Raw genomic sequence first — 12479 nt, forward strand, 5'->3', positions numbered from 1 at the left:
CTCATCGTAGCCTTTTGCGTGCACCAACACTTACGTTGCAATATGGGAAAACCGGTTGTTCTCTGCGTTCGCAAATAGCCTAACACCCTGCCTGCAGAGCAGCCTTTAGCTAAATACTCAGAATGATGCTCTACCGTGTTGGAAGATGAGGATTGCATTGTGATAAACTTGTACGCATCAAATTCGGCTATTTTATTCTCTTCGGATCCTCAACCTCTTGCTGAAGAACTGTTTCGAGCTTTTCTAGAGCAAGTCGAAGATCAGATTTCGTCTCTCGAATTTCACCGTGCGGGGCGTTTAAATCGTCTCCCTTTTCCTTATCGTACACCACAACCTTCAAGACATTTAGAAAGCGTGTTTCTGCGTCTGGATCAGCAATGTCGGCAACCTCAGCAAGCTGGTCTTGGGCGAGATCTAGTTTTGCAACGACTTCCTTGAATGACAGCTCTGGGCCGTGGATGTATCTTGGAATACGGGGTGCGTACCGAACCCAATGGTAGCATCTTTCACGTTTTGCAAGAACGGACGGAGCATCTAATTCAGAGCATCGCCTGCGGCAGAAAAAATGGCATCCCGCCTGCAGGTACAGTGTTGATCGGGAAGTCGATACCGTAAACCTGCTGCATCGTCTCATTGTTGAGAATGTCTGAAACGGTACCTGATGACCAGACTTTCCCTTCGCTAAGAACGTATACACTGTCGGCGAACAAAGCTGTTAGGTTCAGATCGTGCATAACCACTACAACGCCTCCGCCTTGGGCAGCGAAGTCCCGCGCGATGCGCAAAACGATGAACTGATGGGCGATGTCCAGGCTTGCAACAGGCTCGTCCAGCAACAGCCAGCGCGGCTGATCCAGATCTTTGGTGTCCCAGACCTGCGTCAGAACACGCGCCATCTGGACGCGTTGCTGCTCACCGCCAGATAGGTTTTGGTAGGACCGCGTTTCGAAGCCGCCGAGGTCAACTTGCATCAATGCCCGAGACGGCAACGTGTCGTCTTCGGCAGCCAAGCCATTCGCCAGACCAAGCCTGACGACTTCGTGCACAGAGAAGGGGAAAGCCACGGTTGTTGACTGCGGAAGAACGCCTCGTATGGCAGCCAATTCCCAAGGCTTTAGTGCCGTGATCTCGTGGCCGTTTAATGAGATCCTGCCGGAGCTTTGGATTTCTCCTGAGAGTGCTTTCAGCAAAGTCGATTTACCGGATCCATTCGGGCCGATGATGGCCGTGACTTGCCCGGGTTCTGCTTTGAAGTCCACGCCTTTCAGGATCTCTTTGCTTCCGATGCGGACGCATATGTTTTCAGCTTTCATACTTACATTCCCATTGAGCCATGGCGTCGAAGCAGGATCCAGAAAAACACCGGCGCGCCAAGGATCGCAGTCACGATCCCAATCGGTAACTCCGCCGGAGCGACGATCACGCGGCTGATCATATCTGCGCACAACAGCAGCGTGGCCCCCAGCAGAGCTGAATTCATCAGCAAGCGATGGTGGTCTGGTCCAGTGCTGAGACGCAGCAGGTGCGGCACCACGATTCCGATAAAGCCTATGCCACCCGACACGGCAACGGCGGCACCAGTTGCCCCAGCAACCGTCAGGATCGCGAGGTTTTTGCTTCGCTGGACTGGAATACCCATGTGATGGGCAATGGCCTCACCCATCGCCAAACCGTTCAAAGCGCGGGCAAGAAACTGTGTGCAGATAATTGCAGCCAAAATAATCGGGGCAGCCGTTGCAACCTTGGTCCACGTCGCACCAGCCAGTGAGCCCATGCCCCAGAAGGTGAGGTCTCTGAGTTGCTGATCGTCAGCCATGTAGATCATCACACCAGATACCGCTCCCGCCAAAGCTGCCAGTGCAATGCCCGCAAGCAGCATTGTGGCGACCGATGTTTGCCCCTGGCGCGTTGACACGCGATGTAGGATCAGGACTGAGGCCCATCCCCCAAGAAAGGCGGCGACGGCAATCAGCCCATCGCCTACCCATGCGAGCATCGTGCCAGGCAGGAGACCACCAAAGACGATGGCTGTGATCGCGCCCAACCCAGCGCCTGCGCTGACACCGACGATGCCAGGATCGGCCAGCGGATTGCGGAACAGCCCTTGCATCACCACGCCCGAGACTGCCAGCGCCGCTCCAACAAGTATGCCCATCGCCAGACGGGGCAGGCGGATGTCCCACAGAATGATCCGGTTCAGGTCCGACAACTCGCGCCCCTGAAGTAAATCCAATACTGCAATCGCTAGCGAGGCGTCAGACGCTCCGACCGAGACGCTGAACACACTTGTTACGGTCAGGACGACAATTAGAGACAGCGTCACGCGCTTGGCCCTGATCCTTCGCGCGTCGGCGCTCACCGGCGGGCCATGGTCCAACGCCAGCGTCATGATCCGCTCGCGTTTTGCAGCGCCGCCGATAGGTCCAAAATTGCATCCGCTGTACGCGGGCCAAAGCCCAGAAGATACGCACCCGGCATACGGATCAGGGCTTTGTTCTGCCCTGCCGGGGTCAGTTGGATCGCGGGCATTGCAAAAAGGTCTTCGTCTTTAGTCGCATGATTGTCGCGCCGCTCCATCGTCAGGATCACGTCGGGCGCGGTGACTGCCAACGCTTCTGGCGTCATGGTTTTGAATCCATTGACGCCAGCCGCAGCATTCTCACCGCCTGCCATTCTGATAATGCTGTCGGCCTGTGTGTCGGCCCCGCCGACGGTGATTTCTCCATCCTGCGCCGAGAGGATGAACAACACATTCAAGGGGTCCGCATCCGCGGCGGCCGAAGCGTTCTCTTGCGCCTGATCCAGTTGTTGAGCTGCGCTTGCGGCCAACTTTTCAGCCTCAGTCTCAACGCCCAAAGCAGCGCCCACTGCGCGGATTTTTTCTACTATCCCATCTCGGGTAAACTCTTCGTCGATTGTGACAAATTCCACACCGGCTTCTTGAAGCACCGAAATGGCATCTGGCGGGCCGGAGCCTTCCAATGCCAGGATTAGGTCGGGTGCGACGGACAGCACGCCTTCGGGCGAAAGAGCGCGCCGATAGCCCACATCCGGCAAATCCATCGCATCGGCCGGGTAAGTTGAGGTCCGATCACGGCCCACCAGCCGGTCTTGTTGCCCGAGAGCATAGATGATCTCGGTGATTGAACTGCCGATCGCGATCACGCGTTGTTCTTCTGCTTGCAGAGTAGTGGCTGAGAGAAAAGCAGCTGTGCAGAGTGATAAGAACCGTCGCACTACACCACCTCTTTTTTGACTTCGTCGGGCAACCCTGCGACCAAAGCATCCCAGGCGGGGCGGTGGTCAGTATCGCCGGCGCGTCGACCGAAAATCTGAAAAATCAATCCGCCTTCAGCGTCAAACGCTTCAATTGAAACAGCGGGTCCTCGTTGGGTGGGTTTGGTTACGGCCCAGACCTCGGCAATATAATCGGTGCGCAGATGCAGGTTGAAATCCGGGTCCAGCACGTTCAACCAAGGCCCCATCTGTTTCAGGGTTTTAACTGGGCCACCATGGATTTCAATGCAGCCGCGATTGCCGACAAAGACCATGACCTCAAGCCTTTGGTCGCGCACCTGTTCGAACATTTGCGGAATTGTGTCTGGGTCAAGCGCCCGAACCAGAGGCGCACCGGCAATACGATATGCCCCCAACCGGTTCATCTTGAGCTTGGACGTCAAGCGCAGGAACTGATGCGTGTCCGTCATCTTGGCCCACTCATTGCGAAGGATTTCAGCCTTGCCCGGATTGGCCCTAGGTGCTTCGGTTGGTTTGCGCTGATCGACTGTCATCGTCTGCGATTGATCGTCCGCAGCCAGCGTCTGGACCAGATGTGCCCAGTGATCCAGATCCGAGCCGTCCCGCAGAAAAATCTTGTGAACCGCATCTCCGGCCGCATCAAATACTTGAATCGAGCGGCGTGTTCCGGAATTCGTTTTTCGCTCGACCGCAAAGGCATGAACCCAATGGCTGGGGAACATGCGCAGGTCAATCTCTTGGGTCAGGACCATCGCGGCATGGGCGCCGGGATGATAGTTGTCGTATTGCCCGACTTTCTCGATTACGCAGGAAGGGTTGCGAGTCAGCGCCATGACCTCTCCCAACCCATTCAACTGACCAAAAAGCACGTCCATGTCGGATGTCAGCCTTGTTGCGCCTTGCCCAGCGAAGGCCGCCACCAGCTGCCCTTCGGACAAACCAAGTGATTCCGCCAGATCGCGATCACGTTTGCCAGCCTTCTCTGCATAGGCAGCACGAATATCCTGAGGGGCCGTAAGCACCTGTTCCATAGTGGATTTCCCATCTTCGAGTGGTTCTGTGAGGCGCTGGCCCGGCCCATGATCCCGTCATTGGCCCGCTGGCAGTGACTGCAAACTCAGTCACGGAAATATGTTGACTCTTTTAGTAAGCTTTATTAGCGAGCACAAGTCATCGCTGAAAGGCGATTCCAAAAAACACCAAAAAAGACTGACCTTAGCCAGCGAACTGCAAGCATCTCCGGTCCTCAAACCACTCGAAGGGACAGAAATGCGTGCTTCAATTCGAAAGGCGGGCCTGCTTGGCACCGCCTCTTGCCTCAGTATGATCGCAGCGGCCGCTTGGGCGCAGGAACAGGATGATGGGTTCCTGGGCACACTTGAGCTGGGCGAAAGCAAACGTGAAATTCAGACCGAAACCGCAGTACCGATCACCAACATTGATCAGGAAGAGATCAATGACCGTCAGGCCAACACGGTTGCAGAACTGATCGACACGGTGCCTGGTGTGACTCTGGTGAATGGCTCAACACCGCAAGGGTCTGGTATCAACATTCGCGGCTTTGGTGCTACCAGTACTTTTGGTACCGACCAGAAGGTTTTGATCCTCGTTGATGGTGCCACCACTGGCGGGGAAGAGATCTATCGACTTGGCAACCAACTATTCACCGATCCTCAGCTCTACAAAAGTGTTTCCGTGATCCGGGGTACGGTCGGCTCCTTCGAGTACGGCTCGGGCGTTGTAGGCGGTGTGGTTCAGCTTGAGACCAAGGACGCCTCGGACTTCACCGGCGGCGAGCCGGGTTTCAAACTGCGTCAGACGCTTGAGGGATACTCGAACGGCAACGGTTTTTTGACGTCTTCCATTCTGGCCTGGCAACCGAATGAACAGACCGAGTTCCTTTTCAACTACGTCTATCGCGATCAGGACAATCAGGACGACGGCGATGGCAATGAAATCGGAAATAGCGAATTTTCTTTGCCCTCGCTTTTGGCAAAAGCCAAATACAGCTTTGGTGACAACCTCGAACACTCTCTGACTGCGTCGTGGAACCAGTCGGCATCTCAAGAGCGCGACGTGCCGCTGGATTCGTTCGGCACCACTGCGGATGCCTTCGGAAATGTCGACCGTGACATAGATACACGAATTGCGATTTTACGGTATCAATACCGCCCAGCCGGGAACGATCTGGTCGATCTGGACGTCAACCTCAGCTATTCTGATCAGGAGATCAACCAAACAGCGATCGGCGGACCAAGCGCCCTTGGAGACGCCGACCATCGGTTTGAAACAACAAAATTGACAGTCAAAAACACTGCCTATTTCCGAACCGGAATTGTCGATCATGACCTCCGAGCAGGTGTTGAATACAGCCACATTAAACGGCGTGATGCCGCGTCAGCGCCCGGTGGTACCAATGACGTTTTTGCAGTCTTCGTGGTCGACGACATGCAGATTGGTGACAACTGGACCATCACTCCGGCCATTCGCTATGAGACGCAACGCATCGATGGTGCTTCTGCACTACCTGCACCTGGAAACGGTACGTTTAGCGACGATGCGCTTATGGGCGGTCTGTCGGTCCGGTACGAATTTGACAGCGGCTTCGCCCTGTTTGGTGGCGCTGCCTACACAGAGAACCTGCCCATCATCGACGATCTGGACAACATAGACCGCATCAACCAATCCGAAAAATCCACAACCTACGAGGCTGGGTTTTCTTACAACAAGGCGGATGTGTTCAGCGCAGGTGATACGCTGCGGTTCAAGGTGAATCTCTACGATACCGAATTGCGAGACGTCACATCTTATGTGACGACAGAATTCATCCCACCTTTCACATTGGTCTTCACCCCTTTGGAACGGGTTGAGACACGCGGCGCTGAGATCGAAGCTTCATACGCGCATGCCAGCGGCTTCTACGCTGATTTCAATGCCAACATCGTCGATGGTGAAGAGACAGCGGATGACGGAACAGTCAGTCGCTGGAGAAGCGAGCCTGCGGATACCGCCCGCCTGACTCTGGGCAAGCGTTTTGGTGAAACGCTGGACGTCAGCTGGGAAATTCTGGGATCCCGGGCTGGCTTTACCCCGGACGGGGATGATCTGGGGGGGTTCGGCGTAAACACGCTGCGCACCAGCTATTTTCCGCAACAGGGCGCGCTGGCAGGTTTCGAGATCTATGCCGGGATCGAGAACATCTTTGACAAGGACTATCAGGGCAGCCTGTCGACCCGCCGCGCGCCGGGCCGGAACTTCAAGCTGACCGTGGCCAAAACCTTCTGATCAAGAAAGAAAAGGACCAGTTATGCGAATAGCGTCGAAAAGAAATGCTCGGTTGGTCCTGCTGGCCCTGCTCCCAATTCTGGGGGCGGGGCTTGCCTCCGCCGAAGAAACCGGTGGCGTTTCTATAGAGCTGAGTTCTGCTGAAGACCGAGACGAAAGCTGCCTGCTCAGCTTTTTGGTCGAAAATAGCTATGACGCTGATATCGAAGGCGCCGTCTACGAAATGGTCTTATTCGACGCCGAAGGTGGCGTTGCTCTGCTCACGCTTCTGGATTTCGAGGATCTGCCTGCAGGGCGTCCTAGGGTCCGCCAATTTCAGTTCGATGGAATGGCCTGCAACCACATCACTCGTATCCTGATCAACGACGCTCAGGAATGTGCGCATCAAGGCGGGATGGAGAATGCCTGCATGTCGAATCTGACACTCAAAAGCCGCCTTGAAACGGAAATAATTGGATAGGCCAATGGATATGATAATCCAGAAGTTAACAAACATCCTTGCGCTTGGCGGGCCGGTTGTTGCGATCCTGATCGCAACCTCGGTCGCAACCCTGTCGCTCGTTATTTACAAGCTTTGGCAATATGCGGCCGCCGGCGTCGGTCGCCATATCGAGCTGTCTTTGGCCATTGAAGAATGGGACCGGCAGGACCGGGCGGCTGCGATGGCGCATCTGGACAAGAGCCGAAGCTATCTGGCCCCAGTGATCGCCATGTCGTTCAGTGGTGATAGCAGCACGCTGTCCGAGCGTGCTGATGCCGAGGCCGAAGCGCGCTTTGCTGGGCTTGAACGGGGCCTCAACGTGCTGGACATGGTGTCTCAATTGGCACCGCTATTGGGTTTGTTCGGCACCGTTCTAGGCATGATCGAAGCCTTCCAAACCTTACAAGGTGCGGGTAATTCGGTAGACCCTGCACTGCTAGCAGGTGGTATTTGGGTTGCCCTGCTGACAACGGCTGCAGGGTTGGCCTTAGCCATGCCAACCTCGCTTGTGCTGACGTGGTTCGAGGCACGCATGACGCGTGAGCGTATTTTTACCAACCGTGCCCTACGCACCGTTTTCGCACCTGGTCACGCCGCAGAATGCGAAGCGACCGAGATGCCAAAGGCAGCCCTTGCCCATGGCACTTGAGACCCGCGCCAAGCGGCGTAGACGCCTGTCGATGACATCGTTGATCGACGTCATCTTTTTGCTGCTGCTGTTTTTCATGCTTACTTCAACCTTCTCGAAATACGGCGAGATTGAGTTTTCAACGGCTTCGGCAGGAGGGTCTAACCAAGACATCCCGATCCGCTTTGTGAAGCTTGAACAGGATCGTCTTCTGGTCGACGGGACCGTAACAACCCTGGATAGCGTTACAGAGCTTTTCGACGGGACCTCTGAACAAATGGCACTGATCAGTCTCGGACAGAGCGCAACCTCGCAACAACTGATTGACCTGCTGACGGCTTTGAAAGGTGTGGCGCAGTTGCGGACACAGGTGATCGGATGATGCAACTGAAGCCAAGGGCGAAGCGAACCCGAGAACCCACAATTGCATTGATCAACGTCGTCTTTCTGATGCTGGTTTTCTTCATGATTGCCGGTACGCTTGCCCCACCGCTTGGCAATTCGGTGCAACTGGTCGAAACGAAGGACCTTGAAAGGCGCGAGCCGCCAGACGCGCTGGTGATCCGTGCCGATGGTGTGCTCGAGTATCTCGGGGCCGAACTGACAGATGTTGAAGCCTATGTTGAACGGGCCTCGATTGACCTGCCGCTGGAAATAGTACGCTTGGTTCCAGACCGCGCGCTTCCAGCGGTGCGGCTGAAAGCGGTTAGTGATGCGCTTCGTGCCCTAGGCGCAAACAAGGTCTTTGTGATCACACAAAAAGCGCTGCAATGATTCCCAGTTCTCGCGCAATAGCCGCATCTGCGATCGTGTTGGCTGCTGCGACCCACGGTCTTTCTTTGCATGACTTGGGCACACAAACCACGACGCATATTGAAGGTGGTGGCTCGGTCGAAACTGCGGCGCTTGGGGCGTCCTTTAAGGATTTCACTGCTGGAACTATTGCATCTGCGCCGGCCTCGACCCGGAAAAAGACTGTAGAGCCTGATCAACCAATTAAACAAGCAAACCCCGAGGTGCAGACAGCGAAGAGTGCAAAACCTATCGCAAAACAGGTTGTGCCTTCGGCGAAAGGAGCATTGAAAGCGACGGTTCCTCAAAAGGCAAGCCGGCCCGAAGTGACCCAAGCCAAACAGTCTGAGTCTGAGCCCAAACGCAAACCTGCAACGCCTCCCGTGCCAACCCCAGAACTTGAGAAAAAGAAAGTCGCCCAGCCAGCTGCGAAAGCAGGCAATGGTGAACGCACTCGAAAAAAGGGCAGTACGACGGGCGAAACCGCCATGGGTGAAGCCGCCGCAGAAAAGACAGCCCATTCAACCTCGGCCCAGGGCAATGCCGATGCAAGCAACTACGCGGGGAAAGTCAAACGCAAGATCCTTCGCGCGAGACGCAAAAGCGTCAACATCCGCGGCACCGTTCTGGTGACGTTTCGCATCGCTGACAGCGGAGCTTTGGTATCGGCCAACATTGCCCTCAGTTCAGGTTCAAAACGTTTGGACCAGATCGCCTTGTCACAGGTGCGCGCGGCTGCACCTTTCCCAATTCCGCCTGCCGGGGCCCGTCGAGAATACACTATAGAAATTTTGAGTAAGTAGAGGTGAATGCACGAGGCCGGAACGTTTCTGAGTACCATGAGATCAGCACCAGATTGCGACACCGCGAGTGCGAACTGCAATTCAAAATGCCCCACAGCACACGTAAGCCAAGCGGCGCAACCGCCGTACTGATGCTTCCGGTGGGGAAGTTTTGCCAGCATAGTTTCGCGTCATTCTTGTTGCTTAGTCCTTTTGCAATTGCAGCGAAGAATCAGTTGCATTTCGACCGCTAGAAACACGATAGACAGAGCAATAGCAGTTTTGACCGGCGGAACAGGCGCGTGAAACACTCCCCAGTGAAGGCAAGGCCACAAGGGTACTGTGAGTGAGGGTGAACGCGTAGATTGCTCCGACCAGATGCCAGACGTCGCGGTTCAAGAAGAGTTGGGCAAAACGAACAGCGGGTGGTTTAAACCCTCAAGGATAAACTCTGTTCCCAACGCGTCATAAGTTAGCAAGACTGACAGGTGGGAACTGCTGCAAACTTTTGCTCATTGCCTCGCATGGATATAGCAATCAGCCGACCAGACTTGCCTTAGTCTCGCTAACTCAAATTGTCTTAACTTTGCAGCAAAGCTCTTCCGTGCTTTGTCTAAGTGTTTTGCTGCCATCCAAAAATCGTCCAAAAAATGGCCAGATTGCACTTTTTTTAACTTTTTTATTGCCGAAACCGGTTTCGGAACGAACAAATAGCTTCAATGACCGCGAATCTTTCATATACACCGCGTGACCAGTCAGGTAGCGCAACCGTCACGGGCCGGGTGAAACTGGACGAATTGGCAGCGCACCTGGGCTTGTCCAAAAGCACGGTTTCGCGCGCGCTTAACGGGTATCCAGATATATCGTTGGCGACGCGCGCACGGGTTGAAAAAGCGGCTCGGGTGTTGGGATATCGACCGCTCAGCCACGCGCAGGCGATCCGAACCGGACAAGTTCGTGCGATAGCTATGGTTATCAACAGCGAAGAACCGGATCAGCACAATCCTTTCTTGCAGGATTTTCTGGCCGGAGCCTGCGCAGCGGCAAGCAGCCTGGACTGGACCATGACCATTTCCACGGCGACCTCCGAAAAAGACACATTGAAGGTGCTGAGCCGCCTTTACGAAGAACGGAAGGCCGATGGATTCATTCTACCGCGGACTGCGGTGAAGGATGCGCGTATTGGCCTGCTGCGCAGTCTTGGGGTACCTCATATTCTGTATGGACGCACCGGCTATGGACAACCAAATAACTGGGACGAGACTTCGTGGTTCGACATTGCCGGTGAAAGCGCGATGCGTAACGCCGTTTTGCGACTGAGCAACTTGGGGCATACACGCATAGGCTTTGTCGGCAGCGATCCAAAGTTCAACTATGCGCATCTACGCCGTGACGGATATGCCGAAGGTTTGCACGCTGCTGGTCTGCCCTTGGATCCGGATCTGATCCAGGAAGGGGCGCGCACGCGTGAAGACGGCGCGGCTCAGGGACGGGTGCTGATGGCCTTGGATCAACCTCCAACGGCGATTGTCTTTGCGACTGATCTGGCCGCGTTGGGTTTCTGCGCAGATGCGCAGGATCAAGGGCTCGAAATCGGGCGCGACATCTCGGTGATTGGCTATGATGGTGTTCCTGAATGCCGCTACGCGCGCCCTGCACTGACGACATTTTCCGTCGATTCTCGCGCGGCCGGTGATCGGCTGGCGACCCTACTGATAAGGCAAATCCGTGGCGAAGCGGCTGCAGACTTGCGAGAACTGGCCGAGGCCACCCTAATCGAAGGTGACTCGGACGGGCCACCACATCTGACGTCACACGAATTGGCATGGAAACTAAACCATCTGACGTGAACATAACCGGGGAGGACACCGATGAAACTAACACCCAAAGCTGCGAAGCTGATGCTTGGCTCGTCACTTGCGCTGGTGCTGACAGCGCTATCCGTGCAGGCTGACACGATCCGTTTTTGGACCACCGAGGAGCAACCTGAACGTCTGGCAAAACAGCAAGAGATGGCGGACCAGTTCAAAGCCGAAACCGGTACAACGGTTGAGGTGATCCCGGTCACCGAGAGCGATTTGGGCACGCGCGCGACTGCCGCTTTTGCGGCGGGCGACCTGCCGGACGTCGTCTATCACACTCTGCAATACGCCTTGCCTTGGGCCGAGGCCGGTATTCTGGACACCGAAGCCGCGACCGAAGTGATTGAAGAGTTGGGCGCTGACACTTTCGCCCCCGGTGCTTTGGCTATGGCTGCGTTCAACGACGAAACCGCCTCGGTGCCAGTTGATGGCTGGACCCAGATGGTTGTGTACCGCAAAGACCTGTTCGAGGAGGCCGGTTTGGAAGCCCCCGACAGCTTTGCTGATATTCAGGCCGCGCTTAAGGCCCTGCACAACCCGCCGGAAATGTACGGATTTGTTTCGGCGACCAAAGTCGACGAAAACTTCATGAGCCAGGTGTTAGAGCATGTCTTCCTAGCCAATGGCGTCAGCCCTGTTGGTCCCGACGGGTTCCAACCGCTTGACGAAGCCAAGACCACCGAGGTTCTGGATTTCTACAAAGCGATCTCCAAGGCGTCGCCTCCGGGTGAACTTTTCTGGAAGCAATCGCGCGAGCTGTACTTTGACGGCAAGGCTGCAATGATCATCTGGTCTCCCTTTATTCTGGACGAACTGGCTGGCCTGCGTGACAGCGCCCCGCCAACCATCAATGACGACCCGACCTCGCGCGATCTGGCGAGCAAGACCGGGATCGTGACCAAATTGTCGGGTCCCTCGAACCCGGATGGCGCGGCGTGGGGTGACGTGCGGTACTTCGGTATCACCAACGACGCCGATACCGATGCGGCGATGGAGTTCGTGAAATTCGCCATGGACGACGGTTATACCCAGACGTTGGCAATCGCACCCGAGGGCAAGTTCCCGGTCCGTCGTGGCAATGCCGACAACCCGACCGCGTTCTCGGAGGCCTGGGCAGAGCTGCCTGTTGGTGTCGACCGCAAAGCGCCCCTGGGTGATCTGTACGAACAATCCATGATCGACGAAATCGTTGGCGGTCTGGATGTGGCGCAGCGCTGGGGCGTGGCCGAGGGCCAACTTGCGCTGGCGTCGAAGATGATCAACAGCCAGGCCATTAACCGCGTCGTGCGCCAGTATATTGACGACGAAATCGACGCGGCCGCAGCCATTGCGGCGATGAACGAAGAGTTGGCCAAGGTTCAGTAACCACCCGGCAACTGCAGCGGCGCGCG

General features: G+C 55.8%; 12 protein-coding genes. 8 read left to right on the forward strand and 4 right to left on the reverse strand.

Translation table 11 applies throughout. From position 1 onward, the window contains the following. Positions 1–539: 539 nt before the first annotated feature. From ACR0AI_RS14220 to ACR0AI_RS14235, 4 genes are all read right to left on the reverse strand, one after another. A complete protein-coding gene (locus tag ACR0AI_RS14220) occupies positions 540–1313 on the reverse strand; it encodes a heme ABC transporter ATP-binding protein (protein ID WP_480674945.1) in 774 nt (257 codons plus the stop codon). Between the two features lie 2 nt (positions 1314–1315). Further along, positions 1316–2389, reverse strand: coding sequence for a FecCD family ABC transporter permease (locus tag ACR0AI_RS14225; RefSeq protein ID WP_480674947.1), 1074 nt, complete (start codon positions 2387–2389; stop codon positions 1316–1318). Further along, entirely contained in the window at positions 2386–3165 is a 780-nt protein-coding gene (locus ACR0AI_RS14230; RefSeq protein WP_480674949.1) for a heme/hemin ABC transporter substrate-binding protein, read from the reverse strand. Before ACR0AI_RS14230 ends, ACR0AI_RS14225 begins: the two co-directional genes overlap by 4 nt. A gap of 71 nt (positions 3166–3236) precedes the next feature. After that, positions 3237–4289: a hemin-degrading factor gene (locus ACR0AI_RS14235; RefSeq protein WP_480674951.1), complete on the reverse strand. Its 1053-nt coding sequence runs from the start codon at positions 4287–4289 to the stop codon at positions 3237–3239. 238 nt (positions 4290–4527) lie between these two features. On the opposite strand from ACR0AI_RS14235, the gene ACR0AI_RS14240 reads away from it, so the two are divergent. The 8 genes from ACR0AI_RS14240 to ACR0AI_RS14275 all read left to right on the forward strand — a co-directional run bounded on the left by ACR0AI_RS14240 (position 4528) and on the right by ACR0AI_RS14275 (position 12453). Next, complete coding sequence (locus tag ACR0AI_RS14240; protein WP_480701364.1) at positions 4528–6543, forward strand: TonB-dependent receptor plug domain-containing protein; 2016 nt, start codon at positions 4528–4530, stop codon at positions 6541–6543. 22 nt (positions 6544–6565) lie between these two features. Beyond that, positions 6566–7003: a hypothetical protein gene (locus ACR0AI_RS14245; RefSeq protein WP_480701366.1), complete on the forward strand. Its 438-nt coding sequence runs from the start codon at positions 6566–6568 to the stop codon at positions 7001–7003. 4 nt (positions 7004–7007) lie between these two features. Beyond that, on the forward strand, positions 7008–7673 hold the full coding sequence (locus ACR0AI_RS14250; protein ID WP_480674957.1) for a MotA/TolQ/ExbB proton channel family protein: 666 nt from the start codon (positions 7008–7010) through the stop codon (positions 7671–7673). Further along, on the forward strand, positions 7663–8034 hold the full coding sequence (locus ACR0AI_RS14255) for a biopolymer transporter ExbD (protein ID WP_480674959.1): 372 nt from the start codon (positions 7663–7665) through the stop codon (positions 8032–8034). The genes ACR0AI_RS14250 and ACR0AI_RS14255 overlap by 11 nt, the downstream gene beginning before the upstream one ends. Then, positions 8031–8426, forward strand: a complete 396-nt coding sequence (locus tag ACR0AI_RS14260) for an ExbD/TolR family protein (protein ID WP_480701368.1) — start codon at positions 8031–8033, stop codon at positions 8424–8426. The genes ACR0AI_RS14255 and ACR0AI_RS14260 overlap by 4 nt, the downstream gene beginning before the upstream one ends. Further along, positions 8423–9247: an energy transducer TonB gene (locus ACR0AI_RS14265; protein WP_480674963.1), complete on the forward strand. Its 825-nt coding sequence runs from the start codon at positions 8423–8425 to the stop codon at positions 9245–9247. Before ACR0AI_RS14260 ends, ACR0AI_RS14265 begins: the two co-directional genes overlap by 4 nt. 698 nt (positions 9248–9945) lie before the next feature. Continuing rightward, on the forward strand, positions 9946–11076 hold the full coding sequence (locus ACR0AI_RS14270; RefSeq protein WP_480674965.1) for a LacI family DNA-binding transcriptional regulator: 1131 nt from the start codon (positions 9946–9948) through the stop codon (positions 11074–11076). A 21-nt stretch (positions 11077–11097) separates the two neighbouring features. Further along, positions 11098–12453: an ABC transporter substrate-binding protein gene (locus ACR0AI_RS14275; RefSeq protein WP_480674967.1), complete on the forward strand. Its 1356-nt coding sequence runs from the start codon at positions 11098–11100 to the stop codon at positions 12451–12453. Positions 12454–12479: the final 26 nt, after the last annotated feature.

Source organism: Ruegeria sp. BG3 (assembly GCF_056538485.1).